Annotated in this window: 17 protein-coding genes and 1 pseudogene; 4 read left to right on the top strand and 14 right to left on the bottom strand. The window is 26.3% G+C overall.

Features of this window, described 5'->3' with window-relative positions; genetic code table 11:
* Positions 1-14: 14 nt before the first annotated feature.
* The gene (locus tag H0H57_RS01335) at positions 15-818 is read left to right on the top strand and encodes a purine-nucleoside phosphorylase (protein WP_238784337.1); all 804 of its coding nucleotides are present in this window, start codon (positions 15-17) and stop codon (positions 816-818) included.
* Here the strand turns inward: H0H57_RS01335 and H0H57_RS01330 are convergent.
* Positions 813-1,838 (bottom strand): Mrp/NBP35 family ATP-binding protein, encoded by a 1,026-nt coding sequence (locus H0H57_RS01330; RefSeq protein WP_394798856.1) that lies wholly within the window; start codon positions 1,836-1,838, stop codon positions 813-815. The two genes, H0H57_RS01335 and H0H57_RS01330, sit on opposite strands and share 6 nt — an antisense overlap.
* A 63-nt stretch (positions 1,839-1,901) precedes the next feature.
* On the opposite strand from H0H57_RS01330, the gene H0H57_RS01325 reads away from it, so the two are divergent.
* Both H0H57_RS01325 and pnuC read left to right on the top strand, forming a co-directional pair.
* A complete protein-coding gene (locus H0H57_RS01325; RefSeq protein WP_185864033.1) occupies positions 1,902-2,537 on the top strand; it encodes a 4'-phosphopantetheinyl transferase family protein in 636 nt (211 codons plus the stop codon).
* 5 nt (positions 2,538-2,542) lie between these two features.
* The gene (gene pnuC, locus H0H57_RS01320) at positions 2,543-3,178 is read left to right on the top strand and encodes a nicotinamide riboside transporter PnuC (RefSeq protein ID WP_185864032.1); all 636 of its coding nucleotides are present in this window, start codon (positions 2,543-2,545) and stop codon (positions 3,176-3,178) included.
* Here pnuC and hisS read toward each other — a convergent pair.
* The 13 genes and pseudogenes from hisS to rsmH all read right to left on the bottom strand — a co-directional run bounded on the left by hisS (position 3,173) and on the right by rsmH (position 18,996).
* Positions 3,173-4,537: a histidine--tRNA ligase gene (gene hisS / locus H0H57_RS01315; protein WP_185864031.1), complete on the bottom strand. Its 1,365-nt coding sequence runs from the start codon at positions 4,535-4,537 to the stop codon at positions 3,173-3,175. The two genes, pnuC and hisS, sit on opposite strands and share 6 nt — an antisense overlap.
* 41 nt (positions 4,538-4,578) lie before the next feature.
* The gene (gene ftsZ / locus H0H57_RS01310) at positions 4,579-5,937 is read right to left on the bottom strand and encodes a cell division protein FtsZ (RefSeq protein ID WP_185864030.1); all 1,359 of its coding nucleotides are present in this window, start codon (positions 5,935-5,937) and stop codon (positions 4,579-4,581) included.
* 11 nt (positions 5,938-5,948) lie between these two features.
* On the bottom strand, positions 5,949-7,313 hold the full coding sequence (gene ftsA, locus H0H57_RS01305; RefSeq protein ID WP_185864029.1) for a cell division protein FtsA: 1,365 nt from the start codon (positions 7,311-7,313) through the stop codon (positions 5,949-5,951).
* 4 nt (positions 7,314-7,317) lie between these two features.
* Positions 7,318-8,058 (bottom strand): cell division protein FtsQ/DivIB, encoded by a 741-nt coding sequence (locus tag H0H57_RS01300; RefSeq protein ID WP_238784336.1) that lies wholly within the window; start codon positions 8,056-8,058, stop codon positions 7,318-7,320.
* Positions 8,051-9,427 (bottom strand): UDP-N-acetylmuramate--L-alanine ligase, encoded by a 1,377-nt coding sequence (gene murC, locus H0H57_RS01295; protein ID WP_185864028.1) that lies wholly within the window; start codon positions 9,425-9,427, stop codon positions 8,051-8,053. Before murC ends, H0H57_RS01300 begins: the two co-directional genes overlap by 8 nt.
* A complete protein-coding gene (murG, locus tag H0H57_RS01290; protein ID WP_185864027.1) occupies positions 9,424-10,533 on the bottom strand; it encodes an undecaprenyldiphospho-muramoylpentapeptide beta-N-acetylglucosaminyltransferase in 1,110 nt (369 codons plus the stop codon). Before murG ends, murC begins: the two co-directional genes overlap by 4 nt.
* Positions 10,523-11,725 (bottom strand): FtsW/RodA/SpoVE family cell cycle protein, encoded by a 1,203-nt coding sequence (locus H0H57_RS01285; protein WP_185864026.1) that lies wholly within the window; start codon positions 11,723-11,725, stop codon positions 10,523-10,525. Before H0H57_RS01285 ends, murG begins: the two co-directional genes overlap by 11 nt.
* Positions 11,712-13,075 (bottom strand): annotated as a pseudogene (gene murD / locus H0H57_RS01280) (UDP-N-acetylmuramoyl-L-alanine--D-glutamate ligase). Before murD ends, H0H57_RS01285 begins: the two are co-directional and overlap by 14 nt.
* Before the next feature lie 17 nt (positions 13,076-13,092).
* Complete coding sequence (gene mraY, locus H0H57_RS01275; RefSeq protein ID WP_185864025.1) at positions 13,093-14,277, bottom strand: phospho-N-acetylmuramoyl-pentapeptide-transferase; 1,185 nt, start codon at positions 14,275-14,277, stop codon at positions 13,093-13,095.
* 1 nt (position 14,278) lies between these two features.
* Positions 14,279-15,754: a UDP-N-acetylmuramoyl-L-alanyl-D-glutamate--2,6-diaminopimelate ligase gene (locus H0H57_RS01270; RefSeq protein WP_185864024.1), complete on the bottom strand. Its 1,476-nt coding sequence runs from the start codon at positions 15,752-15,754 to the stop codon at positions 14,279-14,281.
* Positions 15,751-17,724 carry a penicillin-binding protein gene (locus tag H0H57_RS01265; RefSeq protein ID WP_185864023.1) on the bottom strand — a complete coding sequence of 658 codons (1,974 nt, stop codon included), beginning with the start codon at positions 17,722-17,724 and terminating at the stop codon, positions 15,751-15,753. Before H0H57_RS01265 ends, H0H57_RS01270 begins: the two co-directional genes overlap by 4 nt.
* Complete coding sequence (locus H0H57_RS01260; RefSeq protein WP_185864022.1) at positions 17,724-18,074, bottom strand: FtsL-like putative cell division protein; 351 nt, start codon at positions 18,072-18,074, stop codon at positions 17,724-17,726. Before H0H57_RS01260 ends, H0H57_RS01265 begins: the two co-directional genes overlap by 1 nt.
* Positions 18,075-18,099: 25 nt before the next feature.
* Positions 18,100-18,996, bottom strand: a complete 897-nt coding sequence (rsmH, locus tag H0H57_RS01255; protein ID WP_185864021.1) for a 16S rRNA (cytosine(1402)-N(4))-methyltransferase RsmH — start codon at positions 18,994-18,996, stop codon at positions 18,100-18,102.
* Positions 18,997-19,080: 84 nt separating this feature from the next.
* Between rsmH and tgt the strand changes: the two genes are divergently transcribed.
* The gene (gene tgt, locus H0H57_RS01250) at positions 19,081-20,205 is read left to right on the top strand and encodes a tRNA guanosine(34) transglycosylase Tgt (RefSeq protein ID WP_185864020.1); all 1,125 of its coding nucleotides are present in this window, start codon (positions 19,081-19,083) and stop codon (positions 20,203-20,205) included.

Raw genomic sequence — 20,205 nt, 5'->3', positions numbered from 1 at the left:
ACTTGAATTTTATTATGTTAATGACTATGACTTTAGAAAAATCAAAACAATATATCCAAAACAAAATCAAAGAAAAACCTGATTTTGGAATTTTATTATTAGGAAATCAATTTGATCAATTGATAAAAGAGATCAAAAATCCTATATCCATTTCTTATGAAGAAATACCCCTTTTCTCAAAAAAAAATTTATATGGAAAATTTATTTTCGGAAAAATAGAAGATAAAAATGTGGTTCTTTTAATAGAACCTTTTTCTGAAGAAAATAGAACAAACAATTTCTCGATTGTCTTGTGTAAAAATATAGGAATAGACAAATTCATATTGATTAATATTTCTGGTGGGGTCAATCCAAACTACAAAATGGGAGATGTTATGTTGGTTAAGGATCATATTAATTTTTTTCCGGAAAGTTCTAATATAAAAGAATTTATAAAAAATAGATTTTTTGAAATTACAGAACCATATGATAAAAAAATGATAGAAATTGCAGAAAATATTGCAATGAATCATAATATTATTATTCAGAAAGGAGTATATGTCGCTTATCCTTATTCTAATTATAAAACCTATGCAGAATATGCAATGATACGATCTATGGGAGGAGATAGTGTAGGCATAGATATAGTATCAGATGTCATAAAAGCTAGACATATGAATTTACGAGTATTTGCTATATCCATTATAATGGGATTATATAAAAAATATGATGAACATAAAAATTCCGATTTTAAGCCATTTTTTTATAATAAAGAAATCAAAAAATCTATATCTCTTCTAATATTAATAGTAAAAGAATTTATAAAACTTTGTTTATAATTTTATTTGTTTGATCATATTTTTCGTGATGCTGATAAAGAGATTTCTAATCTCCTTGTTTTTTAAAACGATAGGAATTCCCAAATCTGAATATTCTCGTATTGTTTGTAACATAGGAATTTCTCCAAGAAAAAAAAGATTCATTTCTTTTGAAAAATCTCTTACTCCATTTTTTCCAAAAAAATAGCATTTTTCTTTAGTTTTTTTTGAAAAAACATAAGACATATTTTCTATAATTCCAAGTATGGGAACATAAATAGATTTAATACGAAACATTCCTACAGACCGATTAACGTCCGATAAGGCTATTTTTTGAGATGTACTTACGATAACAATTCCTTTTAATTTGAATAATGAAATTTCTTGCAAAAGAGATAAATGAATATCTCCTGTTCCTGGAGGTAAATCTACAATTAAAAAATCTAATTTTCCCCAATTGATTTCATACATAAATTGTCTCAAAACTTTAGTTACCATGGGACCCCTCCAAACAATAGCCTGTCCATATTTTGAAAAAAAACCTATAGATATAATTTTAACTCCATAACTAGTAATAGGATTCAAGATTCCATTTCGATGTTGTTGTAAATTCACCGATTCCTCTTTAAGATTAAACATTAATGGAATAGATGGACCATAAATATCCGCATCTAATAATCCAACATAAAAACCCATATGAACTAAAGAAACTGCTATGTTTGTTGCTATTGTGGATTTTCCTACCCCTCCTTTTCCAGAAGCTACAGCTATGATATTTTTTATTTCAGGTTTTATTTTCGTATCTGATTTTATTTCTATTTTGATGCGGATTGTTTCTAAAATATTTTGATTTTTTATAGAACGGTTTATCTCTTTGATGAGTTTGTTTTTTATATGCATAGCAGGATTGGATAAACTCAAATAAATTCTGATTTCATTATTTAATAAATCTATTTTTTTTACCCAACCAGATTCTACAATATTTTTATTATCAATAATAATAACATTTTTTAACGCTTTTTCAATTTCTTTATACAACATAATTCAATAATATTCACAATAGTACAAAAAAAATGGCTAGATTTAAAAAAATTCTAAAATAGAATGAATTTTTATACCTATAAATTTCATACTCTTCATACTATGATCATAGTTTTTAAATGGAAACATTTTTTAGAAACTATGTTTTTAAGAAAACTGAATCTTTCAGATCAAGAGAAGATGTTTTTTTTATCATTATCAGAAAAACGAAAAAAAGAATTTTTAGGAATACGTTCTGCTTTGAGATATATAGGTATAAAAATGAATATTTTTTATAATGAAAAAAGAAAACCTTTTCTTTTTCCTTCAGGAAAACATATTTCTTTAAGTCATTCTTTTGAAAAAATAGCCATAGCTATAAGTTCTTATCATATAGGAATAGACATAGAAAAATTACGAAAAGATAAAAAAATAGTAAGAATAAAGAAAAAATTTATTAGGGATGATGAATCTATCTTTATTCATCCAAATTATGAAGAAGATTATTTACATATTATATGGGGAATTAAAGAAAGTTTATATAAACTAGAAGGAGGAATTTTTTATAGTTTTTTAAATCATTATAAAGTTTCTCCTTTTTACCTTCAAAACAATTCTTGTGTATCATGCTGGATTATAAAAAATTCCTATAGTAAGCGATTTTATGCTTTCTATCGAAAAATAGAAGAATATTACTTAGTTTATATTATAGACAAATAATTACTATGAATCATGATTATTGGATAGATATCCTTTTATCCCCCTATTATCATAATAGTTTTTTTCACATAATGTTAGAATTAACAGCTGTAGCATTTACAATATTTAGTGTATTTTATGTTCAAAAAAATAATGTATGGGGATATCCAATAGGAATAGTTAGCACTATTATATATAGTTATTTAACTTTTGATACTTCTCTTTATGGAAATTTTATTATTAACTTGTATTACACGTTGATGAGTTTTTATGGATGGTATACATGGATGTATAAAAAGGATAAAAATAAAAAAAAACCTATTACTTTTTGCAATAAAAAAGATTATTTTTATACCTTTATTTTGTTTTTATCCACTTGTATTTTCAGTATAATGGTTTATTTGTTTTATGGAAAACTTCAGTATCATTCTGATTGGATGGATATTCTGACAACAAGTATTTATTTTTCGGGTATGTATCAAATGTCCATGAAAAAAGTAGAAAATTGGATATTTTGGATGGTGGGAAACGGAATTTCCGTTTTTATTTATTTTTTGAAAGGTTTTATATTAACAGGAATTTTATTTATTATTCTTCTTCTATTGGCTATAGTCGGATTTTTTCTTTGGAAGAAAAAAGCACTTAATCCAATTTTATCATAATTTTTTCGTTAATTGATTCACAACGTTGTTAATGTTATCGTATTCTTTTTCTGTTCTTTTTTGAAGATCTTTCATTCTGATTTTATTTTGATTGATTTCATTTTTTCCGATACTAATAACAAATCGAATATTGTTATCATTAGCATATCTAAATTGTTTTCCTATTTTGTCTGCATTAGGATATAATTGAGTAGAAATTCCTTTTTTTCTCAAAAATTGGATTATTTTGTATGCATACAAAACCTCTTCATTTCCGAAATTAATAAACAAAACTTTTGAAGGATAATTAGAAACAGTTTGAAATAGATTTTTTTGCTCCATGGCTAAATAAATTCGATCCAATCCTAAAGAAATTCCTACCCCATAAATATTGTTTAATCCAAATGAATGAGCTAATTGATCATATCTACCTCCTCCTCCAATAGAAATAAAACTCTTATTATAGAATGGAACAATTTCTAATATTGTCCCTGTATAATAATTCATTCCTCTAGCTAAAGAAATATTCCATTCCAATTTTGTCTTTTGTAAAGAAATATTCTTTATTTTTCTATAAATAAAACTCAGATCTCGTAATCCTTTTTTTCCTATTTCAGAATTTTGTAAAGCTATAGTTAAATGTTTTTCTTTATGATAGAAATTTTCTTCCATATCAAAAAAAAATGCCACTTTATCAAAAGATAAAGATGTAATTCCTTTGGAAAGCATTTCTTTTTTTACTAAATCGCGTCCAATTTTATTCCATTTATCTAAAGATGTAGTAAAATCTTTCCATAAATTATTTTTTATTCCAGCTATTTCAACTAGTCCTCTTAATATATCTCTATGATTAATATAGATAATAATAGGAAAATTTAATTTAGTAAAAATTTCGTCACAAAGTTGAATTAATTCTATTTCTTCCCATAAAGACCAAGAAAATGATATCATATCTGCATCACATTGATAAAATTCTCTCAATCTTCCTTTTTGAGGTTTATCTGCACGCCATACAGGTTGTATTTGGTATCTTTTAAAAGGAAAAACGATTTCATTTTTATGCATAACTACATAACGAACAAAAGGAACCGTTAAATCATATCTCAGAGCTTTATTCGACATATGTTCAATGAAACATTTTTCCACAACATGATTCACAACCATTTCTTGATCATTTTTTATTTTTTTTAAAAAATCTAAAATTCTTTTTTTTAAAAAATTACCTGAATGGAGCAATTTAAACATTAAGGTATCTCCTTCTTCTCCATATTTACCAATAAGAGTGGAAATATTTTCTATGGAAGGAGTTTCTATAGGATCAAAACCAAAAAGTTCAAATTGTGTTCGAATTGTTTGAATTAAATAATTTCGTTTACTCATTTCGATAGATGAGTAATCTCTGGTTCCTTTGGGAAGATTGATCAATTTAACTCTCGATTTGTATTATTTTCTTTTTTACGTTTTAAGATTTTTTTTTCATTTTCATTGTATGAAATCGGAAGATCAAAACTATCTTCTAACATGTATTTTGTATGTTTTTTTTCTTTAAAAAAATTTGTCTGTATAGACCGATCAAAAATGTTTTGTTTTTGATTCGATAAACAATCATCTTTTTTATTTTTATAATAAAATTTTTCTAAATGACTGGATTTTGAATAAGTTTTTGAAAAATCAGGATCAATCCGTTTAGAATAAGAATGGATATCTTCCATTTTGTTTAATTTTTGTTCATAAGGTTCTTCTAATCTATGAAATATTTTTTTTTCTTCATGATTAATAGCTCTCTGTATTTCCGTAGGAAATCCCGTAGCCACTATAGTAACTGAAATACTTTCTTCCAACCCTTCGTCTTCCCCTAGACCCATTATAATATTGGCATTGTTTCCTGCTTCAGCTTGTATATAATCACTGATAATTCCTATTTCATCTATAGTTATTTCTATTTTTCCTGAAACAATAAGAAGAAGAACATTCTTGGCTCCCGTAATTTTATTATCATTCAATAATGGGGAATCTAAAGCTTGGACAACAGCTTCCTTTGCGCGATTTTCTCCAACAGCAATAGAAGAACCCATAACAGCCGTTCCACTTTCTTTTAAAACGGTTCTTGTATCTCTTAAATCTATATTTTGTTTATAATGATGAGTGATGACTTCTGCAATGCCCTTAGCTGCAGTCGTTAAAACTTCATCAGCTTTTGAAAAACCCGCTTTAAATCCTAGATTTCCATATAATTCTCTCAATTTATCATTATTAATCACAATGAGAGAATCCACATTTTTTCTTAATGCTTCTATTCCTTTTTGAGCTTGTTGTAATCTCATTTTTCCTTCAAAATGAAATGGAATTGTAACGATCCCTACAGTTAGAATTCCTTTCTCTTTAGAAATTCCTGCAATAATTGGAGCAGCACCCGTTCCCGTTCCTCCACCCATTCCTGCTGTAATAAAGGTCATTTTAGTATTAGAATCTAAAATACTTTTTATTTCCTCCAAACTTTCTAATGCGGCCTTTTCTCCTACTTCTGGATCAGCTCCAGCACCAAGACCTTCTGTAATAGAAGCTCCTAATTGAATTTTTATAGGAACTGGATTATTATTTAACGCTTGTGCATCTGTATTACACGCAATAAAATCAACCCCAGTAATTCCTTGTTCAAACATATGACTTAAAGCATTACTTCCTCCTCCTCCTACTCCAATTACTTTGATGGAAGCTGAACGATTTTTTGGAAATTCCAATTGATCGTTTTCTTTCTTTATAAAATCTTCTTTTTTCATTTCATAGTTTATTATTCTGTATCATTCAATATTTGACGGAACTTATCTGCCCAAATTTCAAGAAAAGATTTTGTTTTATTTTTTTTCTTTTTCTGATCCTCTTCAGAATTTAATCTACGATTTTTATTATAAAACTTTGTAGAAATCAACTCAGAATTTTCATCATATCTATGATATCTATGTTCCATCTCCGCGTTTGTACAAAGATATTTTTTTTTATCATCAAGTCCTTTAATTACTAACCCTATAGATGTTGCATATTCTGGATTACTTATAATCCCGTTTTTCCCTCCTGCTATATGTTCATTAGAATAACCTATACGAACGTCCATTCCAGTAATATATTCTGTTAATGGACGAATATGTTTAAGTTGAGAACCTCCACCTGTCATAACTAATCCTGCAATCAGTCTTTTTTTTTGTTCTTCATTTCCATAATTTTTTATTTCTACATTGACTTGTTCCACAATTTCACATACTCGTATATGAATAATTTGGGAAAGGTGTTTTAAAGAAATTTCTTTAGGATCACGACCTCTTAATCCAGGAATACAAACAATTTCTGTTTCCTTATTTTCTCCTGGCCATGCAGATCCAAATTTGATTTTTAGTAATTCGGCTTGTCGTTCAATAATCAAACAATCTGTTTTTATATTTTCAGTAATGACATTTCCTCCAAAAGGAATCACGGCAGTATGACGAATAATGTTATCTTTAAATATAGCAATATCCGTAGTCCCTCCTCCTATATCCACTAAAGCAACCCCTGCTTCTCTTTCTTCTGTACTTAATACAGCTTCAGCAGAAGCTAAAGGTTCTAAGGTCATTCCCGATAAATCCAATCCTGCCGCTTTTACACATCTTCCAATATTTCGTATTGAAGAAATTTGTCCTACAACTACATGAAAATTTGCTTCTAAACGACTTCCATACATTCCTATTGGTTCTCCTATTTCTGCTTGACTATCGACTTTATATTCTTGTGGAAGAACATGAATAATTTCTTCTCCTGGTTGCATAATCAGTTTATGAACTTGATCTATTAATTTTTGTATATCTTTTTGACTGATAACATTTTCAAAATCTAATCTAGTAATATAATCATTATGTTGTAGACTTCTAATATGTTGTCCTGCTATTCCAACAATAACTTCTTTTATTTTTAAACCCGAACTATGCTCTGCTTCAGATACCGCTTCACGAATAGCTTCAATTGTTTGAGTAATATTATTTACAACCCCTCTATGTACACCTACACTTTTAGATTTCCCTATGCCTAAGATCTCAATTTTATTATATTCATTTCTCCTTCCTACCATAGCTACAATCTTTGTGGTTCCCACATCAAGACCTATAGCTATATCTTGATATTCCATAGACTTATCTTTTTTTTGCGACTACTTGGTCTTTATATTGTAAATCAATACTTTTGTATTGATTAATATCTATTTTATTTAGGTACTGATTATAAAATGCTTTTAATTTATTCAATTTATTTTTAAAATTTTTTATATTTCCTAATATAATATGATGATTTCCTATTTTTGGAATTAAAACAAATGAATTTTTCTTATTTTTTTTTATGCTAATAATTTGGTTTTTTAATAATTCATCGGAGTTTATGAATTTGACTAAATTCGTTAAATATTTTTTTTCTTCTTTTGAAAAAGGACCTTTTGCTAATACAACTTTTGATGAAAAAAAAGAGGAAAGTTCTAAATTTTCCGCATCTGTAGTAAGATAAGATTCTTTCTTTCCATTTTTGATTCTTAATATAGGTTCTTTTTGCCAAATTTTAATATTTAAAGTTCCATCTACACTAAGAAACACTTCAGATTTTTTGATAAAAGGGTAATGATTTAATTTTTTTTCCATTCTTAATATACATAATTGACCGATTTTTTTTTCCATTTTTTTTGTTTTATAAAATAGAATATTTTTAATAATTTCTTCATTTACAAAATGATTGTTAGATAAGGAATCAATGACAATATTAAATTTTTTTAAAGTTCTGTTTTGATGTGTTTTTTTAGAAAAATAAAAAAGATAGATCATACAAATCATATATAATAATAAAATAATGATAAAGGATGTTTTATTCTTTTTCATTGATTTATCCATATCGTTTATACAACCATTCTTTGATAGGAAGAATTAAGGTATCTATATTTCCAGCTCCCATTGTTAGAATAATATCAAAATGTTTTTTTTCAATTTTTTCTAAAATTTTGGAAAAAGAAGATATTTCTTTAGAACTCATTTTTATTTTCTCTAATAAACTATTAGAATTTGTTCCATTTATGGGAAATTCTCTAGCTGGATAAATATCTAGTAAAATTAGAATATCAAGATGTTCTAAACTTTTAGCAAAAGATTTTTCAAAAAATTTAGTTCTACTAAATAAATGAGGTTGAAAAATACCCAATATCTTTTTATTTGGAAAACATTCTCTTACAGTAGAGATCAAAGCATTGATTTCTGTAGGATGATGTGCGTAATCATCTATATATATTTTATTTGAAGATTGATAATGAATGGAATATCTTCTTTTGATCCCTTTAAAGAAAAATAAAGCTTTTCTGATTTCTTCTTTAGGAATTTTTAGATAATCAGAAATAGCTAATGCTGCAGTAACGTTTTTTAAATTATGTTGACCTGGAATAGGTAAAGGTAAAGATTTCCATGTTTCTGTAGGAGTATGAAAATCAAAATACCATTTATTTTCTTTTATATTAAGATGATCGGAATAATAATTTTCTCCTTGTAGTACAGAATAATATATTGCGTTATTGAATCGACAAGATCCTTCTTGGCAAAGAAATATTTTCTTATATGGTTTTTTGATTCTATTTGAAAAAGCTATATAAGCCTTTTTCAGGTTTTCTTTTTTTGGATAAATATCTACATGATCTTGGTCAAAAGACGTTATACATGCTATATTAGGAGATAAATATAAAAAAGAATGGTCAAATTCGTCTGCTTCTACCAAAAAAATTTTTCTTCCATTCAATACATGATTCAATATTAAATTTGATTTATAATTTTCAGATATTCCTCCTAAAAAAGCAGTGATATTCATTCCATAACTATATAAAATATGTCCTAATAAGGTACAAGTAGTTGTTTTTCCATGTGTCCCTCCTATGGCTATACAAATCTCATTTTCTGTAATGAAAGCTAATACTTGAGAACGTTTTTTTACATTTTTACCATATTTTTTTAAATACATCCATTGTTTATGATGACTAGGAATGGCTGGGGTATACACAATCAAACATTGTTTGGATAATACCCATTTTGGTAATATTTCTATACTATCATGATAATTGATAGATATTCCTTCTTTTTCTAATTCTTTTGTCAAAAAGGTTTTATTTTGATCATGACCACAAACAGTTTTACCCATAGTATGAAAATATCTAGCGAGGGAACTCATCCCCATTCCTCCTATTCCTATAAAATAAAAAAAAGAAATTTTTTTGAAGTTCATAAAATAATTTGTAAAATCTCGTTTACAATATCGTTTGTTGCTTTAGGTTTTCCTAATTTTAATAGATTTTTACTCATTTTTTTTTTCATGCTGGAATCATTCACTAATTTTATAACAGAATTCACTAATTTTTTCTCTATTTCCTCATTTTTTATAATTAAAGCCGCTTTTTTTTCTTCTAATATTTTAGCATTTTGATTTTGATGATCATTTGAAGAACAAGGAAAAGGAATCAATATATATGGTTTTCCTATTAAACATATTTCTGATATAGTCAAAGCTCCAGCTCTAGATACAATGATATCTGCAGCAGCATAACATACTGGTATATTTTCAATAAATTCCATGAAAAGAATATTCGAATGATGAGACATTTTATTTTTTGTAATTTGATAAAAATCAAGTTTTCCTACTTGCCAAATTAGTTGCATATCCAATTCTATTATCCGTTTTAATCCTTTTATCCAAGCATTATTCATACTATTGGATCCTTGACTCCCTCCTATAGATAAAATGATAGGTTTTTTTATGTTTAACCCTAAATGAATACAAGCTTTTTCTTTACTAGGCAAGTGTAAGATTTCAGATCTGACTGGATTTCCAGTTATAATCGTTTTTTTTTGGGGAAAAAATTTTTTTGTTTGCTCATAAGCAATGCATATTTTATTCGCATAACGAGAAAATATTCTATTAGTCAGTCCAGGAAAAGAATTCTGTTCTTGAATCAAAATAGGTATCTTATTTTTTTTTGCAGCATATAAGGTAGGAAAACTGACAAAACCACCTGTTCCGATAACTATATTTGGAGAAAATCTTTTCATAATTTTATTTGCCAAAAATAAGCTATATATTAGTTGTATAGATACAATAAAAGCTGATAGAGAAAAAAATTTATTTTTTCCACCTGAAATACAAATTTTTTCAATGGAAAAACCCCATTTTGGTATTTCTCGCATTTCCATATGATTTTTAGATCCAATAAACAAAATATCAATTTTTGGAATTTTTTTTTTAAGTTCGTTAGCAATAGCTATTCCCGGATATATGTGTCCTCCGGTTCCTCCACTTCCAATAATTATTTTAGGGGTTGAAATCTTATGATTCATGATGAGTTATAATTTTAGTGGGTGTGTCATTCGAAGAATATATCAGTCGACTGACGCTTAATATGATCCCAAAACTTAAAAAAGTAACCCATATAGAAGTACCTCCAGCACTAATCAGAGGCAAAGTTTGTCCTGTGACTGGAAATAAACCCACAGCAATTCCCATATTAATAAGTGCTTGATTAATAACAGGAAAACCTACAGAAAGAACCAATAAAGAACAAGAATAATTTTGTACTTTCGTCGCTATTATCATAATTCTCATGAGAATTAGTATATAAATGAATAAAAGAATTACACCTCCAACAGATCCATATTCTTCTATGATAATAGCATAGATAAAATCTGAAGAAGATTGAGGAAGAAAAGCTTTTAAAACACTCTTTCCAGGACCACGACCCAATTTATTTCCTAAAACAATAGCCGTTTTAGATTGTTTTATTTGATAATTTTCTTCAGATTCATGATCCAAAAATTTTTCTATACGACTTTTCCATGTATAAACCCTATTTATAGGTTTTTTATCTCCCCATTTTATAACAGAATAAATATATATTCCTGAAAATAAAAAACCCATGAAAAAAAATCCTATAACACTTGTCAATGGGTTTCCTCCTATAAAAAGTAAAATTAAAACGGATATAAAAATAATAGCAGCAGTAGATCCATCCGATGGAAAAATCAGTCCAATGATCAAAAATATTGGTAAATACAAGGAAAAAAAAGAATTTTTCAAGTTGATTCGTTCTTTCTTTTTTTGAGATAAATATCTTGCACAATAAATGAAAAGAACTAATCCAGCGATACTGGAAGTTTGAAAAGTTATATTGATAATAGGAATATGTAACCAACGAGAAGCATTTACTCCATCTAATTCTTTTCTTTGACTCATTGTAAAAATTAATAAAATGAATATTATAGGCATGAAAAGAATAGACATTTTGTAAAAATATTTATAGTCTATAAATTGAGTGAAAAAAAGGATACAAAAACCGACTAACAACAAAACAGTATGTTTAAATAAATAACGAAATACAGTATTCGTATCTCCATATGTAGTAACTAAGTTTGTACTAGCAGAATAAACTGGTAAAAATGAAAATATAGCCAGTAAAGAGATGAAAGCCCATAAATATCTATCTCCTTTTATATATTTTTTTAAAAACAGATTGATTTTTTCATAAACTTTCATAAATTAGTTTTCTTACTTCTTGCTTAAATTGATTTCCTCTTTCTTTATAATCTTTAAAAAGATCAAAACTAGAACAAGCAGGAGAAAATAAAACATTATCTCCCTGATAGGATAATATATAAGCCATATAAACAGCTTTTTTAATGTTTTTTGTTTCCAAAATGATATCAATGATATTTTTAAAAAAATTTATAATTTTTTCATTATTTTTTCCTAAACAAATTATGGCTTTTACTTTTTTTTTAACCAAAGGAATTAATTCTACATAATTATTTCCTTTATCTTCTCCTCCTACTATCCATATAATAGGCGCATTTATACTTTTTAATGCATAAAAAACGGCATTTACATTAGTGGCTTTAGAATCATTAATAAATTGTACTCCATTTATATTTGATATTTTTTCCATACGATGTTCTATTGATTTCAATTTTAATAGTATGGAAATTATTGATTCTTTTTTTACGTTTAATATTTCGGATATAATTAATGAAGCCATAATATTATAGAGATTATGATCTCCTATTAAAGGAATATCTTTTACATTTAAAAAATATATTTCTTGATTTTTTCGATTTCGAATAAATATTTTGTTAGCTTTTATATAAGCTCCAACATGCAATTCTTCCTTCATAGAAAAAGGAATACAATGAGATGCAATGGCATATTTTTTTATTCCCTCTCTTATAATAGGATCATCATGATTATAAATGAAAATATCTTCTTTTTTTTGAAAAGTTGCTATTCGAAATTTGGAATCAATATAATTCTCAATATTATTATCATATCTATTTAAATGATCTCTTGTTATGTTTAATAATACGGCAATATTTGAACGAAAATTCAAACAATCATCTAATTGAAAACTACTCATTTCTAATATATAAATATCTTTTTTTTTATAATGTTTTTAGAAAAACTCTGTCCAATATTTCCTGCTATTTCTACATTCATTCCTTCTTTTTTAAGTATTTTATAAATAATGGAACAGGTCGTTGTTTTTCCATTACTTCCTGTAATTCCAATAACATAAGAATTTTCTATATAACTTTTACCGAATTCTAATTCGGATTGTATAGGAATCCCTAAATAATTGATTTTTTTTATCAAAGGATTATTTCTAGAAATTCCAGGACTTTTTATCACTTTAATAGCATTTTGAATGATAATATTCTCTGTATGTCCTTTTTCTTCAAAAGGAATTTTATTCTTTATTAAAATTTTTTTGTATTTATTTATAATAATTCCAGAATCCGATAAAAATGTTTTTAATCCATTTTTCTTAGCTAATAAAGCTGCTCCTACTCCACTTTCTCCTCCACCTAATACAACTATAAATTTTTTTTTCATTGTTTGTTTATATTTTTTTATATAATTAATAAAAGAAATACTAACATAGAAAGCATCATTTGTATGATAATAAAACGATTGAAAATCTTATTTTCATGATATCCTAATTTTTGAAAATGATGATGTAAAGGAGCCATTAAAAAAACTCTTTTTCCTATACCATATTTGTTTTTAGAATATCTAAAATACAATACTTGCATGATTACAGAAATATTTTCTATAAAAAAAATTCCACACAAAATAGGCAATATTAATTCTTTTCTATTTATAATAGCTAGTGTTGCGATGACTCCTCCTATAGTTAAGCTTCCTGTATCTCCCATGAAAATTTGAGCTGGATAAGTATTATACCAAAGAAAACTTATTAAAGATCCTAAAAAAGAAAAAGAAAATATAATGATTTCTTCTAAATGAGGAATATATATAAAATGAAAATAGAAGGAATATATTTTATTACTGGAAATTATAGATAATAAAGAAAATAGAGAAAAAATAATAGAAGAAATTCCAGCTGTTAATCCATCTATTCCATCCGTTAAATTAGCTCCATTGGATAAAAACGTAATAATTCCAATAACAATAGGAATATAAACAATCCATGCATATTTTTTCCATTTTTGATTATACCAACTCAAAAGATAAGCATAGTTAAATTCATGATTATGATATATGGAAGATAAAATGGGAATAGTGGTATTGAACCCATATTCTTTTTTTTTCAAAAAATGTGAATTTTTTGATTCTATTTTTTGTTTTTGAATAGAAATGTTTGTGTTAAAGTACATAGTGATTCCAATAAAAATTCCTAATAAAATTTGACTAAATATTTTTCCCATTATACTAAGTCCTTTTTTATTATGTTTTATTTTAATATAATCATCTATCAATCCAATACAACCCATATACAATGTGGTCATGATCAACATTAATACATATACATTATTTAAAGTAGAGAACAATATTGTAGAAATTAACGTAGAAAATATCATAACAATACCTCCCATAGTTGGGGTTCCTTCTTTTTCTTTTTGACCAAAAAGTCCAAGATCTCGTATTTTTTCTCCTATCATACTATTTTTTTGATTCCAACATATAATTTTTTGATACAAAATAAAAGCTATACAAAACGATAAAAAAAAAGCGATAATAGCTCTATAAAAAATAGAATTTATAATTAAGTATTTATTAAAAAAATAAATCATCTTACTTATTGTAAGTTTTTAACAAATTTTTAGCAATTTTCATATCATTAAAAGAATAACGTATTCCTTTTATTTCTTGAAAAGTTTCATGTCCTTTTCCAGCTATTAGAATAATATCTTTTTTTTTTGCCATTTGAATGGCCGTTTGAATCGCTTCTTCTCGTTTTACAAACGTTAAAATAGATTTTTTGTTTAGATATGATTTAAAATTTTTCATATCATTGAATATGATATTGATATTTTCCTCTCTAGGATTATCGGATGTAAAAATAGAGATATCACATGTTTCATAAACAATTTTTCCCATTAAAGAACGTTTTTTTATATCTCTATTTCCTCCACAACCTATGACACAAATTAATTTTTCATTATTTTTTTTTATAATTTTAAGACTATTTAAAATAGATTTTAATCCATCTGGATTGTGGGCATAATCCACAATAATATGAATACCTGAATTGGATAAAAATTGCTCAAAACGTCCTTTTATGGGTTTTACATATTTTATTTGTTTCAGAATGTTCTCTTTATTTTTTCCTAATAAAATAGCTGTAGCGTAACTAGCTAATAGATTATAAATATTAAATTTTCCTATCAAATAGGTATAAATTTGATGACCATCAATTAGTAATTGATTTCCATTCATGTTTTCTTTCAAAATTTGAATTTTAAAATTGGAATTTTTTTTTATACCATAAAAATAGGTTTTAGCTAAAGTTTTTTTTATGATTTGATGCGAATTTTCATCATCGGAATTGATTAATGCAAAAGCTTTTTTAGATAAATTTTCAAAAAAAAACCTTTTAGTAGATAAATAATGATCAAAAGATCTATGATAATCTAAGTGATCATGTGTAATATTCGTAAAAACTCCTCCTTGAAATAATAATCCTGCAATTCTTTTTTGATGGATTCCATGTGAACTTACTTCCATAAAAGCGTATTTACACCCTTTTTGTATTGAAATATTTAAATATTTATTAATTTCAATAATATTCGGAGTTGTATGTGTAGTAGGATATTTTATGGATAAAATTTTTATTCCCATAGTAGAAATAAGAATATTTTTTTCTCCCATTTTAGAAAATAACTGATGAAGGATCGTAGCTACAGAGGTTTTTCCATTTGTTCCGGTTATTCCTATTAATTTTATTTTTTTTGTAGGATGATCATAAAAATGAGACGATATAATTCCTAAAGCTTCCATAGAATCTAAAACAAATACATAAGTGATATGTTTATGAATAGGGATGAAGGAAGAACTTTTTTCACAAATTATAGTATTTGCACCTTTTTGGATTGCATCTATAATAAATTTATGTCCATCTGTTCTTTTTCCTTTTATAGCTACAAAAATCATATTTTTCTTCACTATTTTAGAACTCATAGAAATTCCTTCTATCAATTTAAAAGGATTTTTTCCTATTATTTTTAACACATATATTTTTTTTAAAACATCTTTTAATAGTTTTTTCATTCTTCTAGTTTCAAAAATATAATCTGATTTTTTTTCAATTTTGTTCCTGGTTGAATAGATTGAGTCAACACTTTTCCTATTCCTTCATATTGAATGTGAAAACCCCTGTTTTCTAATATAGGGATAATTTCTTTTCCAGGAACAGAGACAACATTAGGCATTATCCATTTATCAATAAAAAAATTTCTTGATTCTATAATTTGATTTAGTAAATTCTCTTGAATTTCTTTTTTTTTTAAAAGTATTTTTCTTTCTATTCTAGGATAAATAGATTTAGCAATTTTGTCAAATACAGGAACGGCGACCTCTATCCCGTAGTACCCTTTTTCTGGTTTTGAAATGACTACAATACAAGAATATTTTGGATTTTTAGCAGGAAAGTATCCTACAAAAGAACTGTTGTAAGATAAGGGTTTTCCTTTCATCCAATAATTTAACTGTGTTGTTCCTGTTTTTCCCGCATAAGGATATTCTGGATTATAATATTTTTTAGCGGTTCCATTTTTGACTACTCCTTCTAACATATTTTGAATTTTAATTAAAGAAGATTTTCTAGCTATAGAAGGATTCATAATGATAGGTTTTGTATATTTTTTTATACTTTTTCCATGATATTTGATTTCTCTAATCAATAGAGGTTTAATCATTTTTCCATGGTTTGCAATAGCATTGTAAAAAGTGAGTATTTGTAAAGGAGTTAGTTTAATATTATATCCAAAAGTCATCCATGGCAAGGTAATGCTACTCCAATTTTTTTTTCCAGGTTTTGGAATAAAAGGCATGCTTTCTCCCGGTATGTCAATTCCTATTTTTCTATCCAATTTCCATTTACGGAAATGTTCTATGAATTGTTCCGGATTTTCTTTATAATTATCATAAATAATTTTTGCTATTCCTACGTTTGAAGATAATTCTAAAATTTGTTTTGGATTCATTTCAATATTTCCATTATAATGACTATCTCGTATTTCTTTTCCTCTCAATTTCATGACTCCGCCTTTGGTATTGACAATCATATCTACATCTATTTTTTTATCTTCTAAAGCGGCAAGAATAGACATTGTTTTAAAAGTAGACCCAGGTTCACTTCCTTCCCATACTGAAAAATTTTTTAAATCTTCGTAAGTTTTTTTTTTTGTTTTTTCCAGATTGATCATTGCAGAAATTTCTCCACTTTTTACATCCATTAAAATAACACATCCATGATCTGCCTGAGAAATGAATAATTCTTGAAGTAATGCATGATAGGCTATATCTTGTAAAGATATATCTATAGTGGAATAAACGTCTTTTCCATCTTCTGGATTAATTTCGTTTCTTGACTTCAATGGTTTCCATATTTTAAAGCTAATACGTTGTTCTAATCTTTTTCCATCTTTTCCTTTCAAATATTTGCTAAAAGCCCCTTCTAATCCTGCTTTTCCTCTATGATCATCATATCCTAATGTTCTTTTTCCAATATTTTCTAATGTGTGAATTCTACATATTTTTTTTTCTACAATGAACCCACCTCGTATTTGTCCCTTATTGAAGATGGGTAATTTTCGTAATATTTTAAAATGTGGATAATCTAAATTCTTTGCTAATAAGAAATATCTACTTCCCTTTTTTTTTTCGTATTGAAATTTTTTATAGAAAAAAAATTTCGGTTTTTTAAATAAAAGTTCCAAAGCATTACATAAAGAATAAATATTTTCTTGAAATAATTCTTCAGATATGGACCTAAAATCGATGTGAATTTCATATCTTATAACAGACATTGCTAAAATACTATTATCTGACGCATAAATATTTCCACGTTTAGCTTTAATTAAATTGGTTCTAATCGTTTTTTTTAAAACAGATTTTTTGTATCCTTCTGAATAATTTTGAATATAGAATAAATTGAAAATAATTAATGCAGCAATAAATATGAAGAAAAAACCAACTAAATAAGATTTATATAATAAAATATATCTTTTCCGTTTCATTATTGATTTGATTGTGTCTCATCCATATTTTTATTATGATCTTCTTCTATTATGACTAATTCGTATGGAGGAGATTCTAAATGTTTTAATCCATTAACTAATTTTTTTCTTATAAAAGAGGCTAATTGCATTTTCATACATTTACTGTGTAAATCTGCATATTCAGATTTTAATTCCTTGATTTCTTCACTAATTTTAGTGATTTGTCGAATTTTTCGGTCCATCATATGTGAACTGGTAATGCTAATTAAAGATAGTACAGTAATAAAAACAATAAAATTCCAACTACGATAAGCATCTTTTTTTACTAAAAATTTTCCTTTCAGGATATCTGGTATATTCGTTTTCATTTTATGATATTATTTTTTTTATGATTTAAGTTTTTTCTGCAATTCTTAATCTAGCGCTTCTAGATCGTGTATTTTTTATGATTTCTTGAAAACTTGGTTTAATTACTTTTTTATGGATCATTCTGAATGGAAGAATTTTAAAATTGATTTTATCTATTATAATTCCTTTTTTAAAAAAATATTTAATGATTCTATCTTCTATAGAATGATATGAAATCACGGCTATTCTACCTCCTGGTAATAGGATTTTAGAAGATTCTAATAAAAAATCCTTTAAAACATTTATTTCATTATTAACTTCTATTCGTATAGACTGAAAAAGTCTAGCAAAAAATCTTTTTCTCTTTTTAAAAGATCCTTTTATAAAAAAAAGATGAACTAAATCCAAAGCCGTTTTTATATTTTTTTTTAAACGTGTTTTAAATATTTTTTCTGCAATGTTTCTTGCATTTTTAAATTCTCCATATTCATAAAATATATGAAATAATTTTTGCTTTGAAGATTCATTTATAACATGTTGAGCAGAATACAAAGATTTCTGATTCATTCTCATATCTAAAATACAATTGGATCTATTCGAAAAACCTCTTATAGGATTATCTATTTGTAAAGATGAAATCCCTAAATCCACTAATATTCCTGATACTTTATCAATCCGGTTTTGATTCAAAATATCACGTATATGAATAAAATTATTGTGAAATAGATGAAAACGTTTATCTATAATCAAATTTCTTTTGATTGATTCCTGATCCTGATCCAAAGCTATTAGAGTTCCTTTTTGATTTAATTTTTTTAGAATGGCATCAGAATGTCCTCCTCCACCAAATGTAGTGTCTACATAAATTCCGTTTGGATTTGTAATTAAATTTTCTATACTTTCTTCTAGAAGAACTGGTTTATGGTGATATTGAGAATTCATTTTTTATAAATAAATAGTACGAAATTATGTTTTATAACTACTATATGTTACATATATCGTTTAATTTGTTAAAATCTTTTTCAAATGAAATTCAACTTAATTAAAACAGATAGTTATTCCAAAGCAAGAATAGGAATTTTAGAAACAGATCATGGTAAAATCGAAACTCCTATTTTTATGCCAGTTGCTTCAAAAGGCTATGTAAAGTCTGTTCCAACACATGAACTTTATAAAATGTATAAAATAATTATTGGAAATACTTATCATTTACATTTTCAACCCGGTATTGAAGTCTTACATGAAGCCGGAGGAATTCATTCTTTTCTAAATTGGAAGGGATCTATATTAACAGATAGTGGAGGTTTTCAAATTTTTTCATTGAAAAAATCAAATAAAATTACTGAAGACGGAGTTCTATTTAAATCTATGATAAATGGATCTTTTCATTTTTTTTCTCCTGAAACATCTATGAAAATTCAACGTTTTATAGGTGGAGACATTATTATGGCTTTCGACGATTGCCCCCCTTTTCCCTGTAGTCATACAGAAGCTCAAAAATCCTTAAAAAAAACACATAGTTGGTTAAAAAAATGTTCTTCTTATTTAGAAAAAAATCCAGAAATATATAATTATAAGCAAAGTTTTTTTCCGATTATACAAGGAAGTATTTATCCGGATTTAAGGAGATCTTTTACAGAAGAAATTTCATTGTTAAAATCGGAAGGGTATGCGATAGGGGGATTAAGTTTAGGAGAAGAAAAAGAACAAACACATAGCATTACTGATTTATTAACAGACATTTTACCTAAAAAAAAACCGCGATATTTAATGGGAGTGGGGAGTCCTACAGATATTTTAGAAGGAATTTCTCTTGGAATAGATATGTTTGATTGCGTTCTTCCTACAAGGAATGGACGTCATGGAATGCTATTTACATGGAAAGGAATCATGAATATCAAAAACAAAAAATGGGAAAAAGACTATTCCTGCTTAGATGAATTCGGGAACTCTTTTGTAGATCAATTGTATAGTAAATCTTATGTTAGACATCTTTTTTTATCTAGAGATAATTTAGCAAAAGAGATTGCTTCTATCCATAATCTTTCTTTTTATTTTCATCTTCTTCAAGAAGCAAAAATTCATATCATGCACAATAAATTCTTTTATTGGAAAAAATCTATGATTCCTTTGTTACAAGAACGTTTATAA

The organism is Blattabacterium cuenoti (assembly GCF_014251755.1).
Taxonomy (GTDB): Bacteria; Bacteroidota; Bacteroidia; order Flavobacteriales; family Blattabacteriaceae; genus Blattabacterium; species Blattabacterium cuenoti_AN.
The sequence above is the reverse complement of the archived record's forward strand: the minus strand, read 5'-3'. Positions and strand labels throughout refer to the sequence as shown.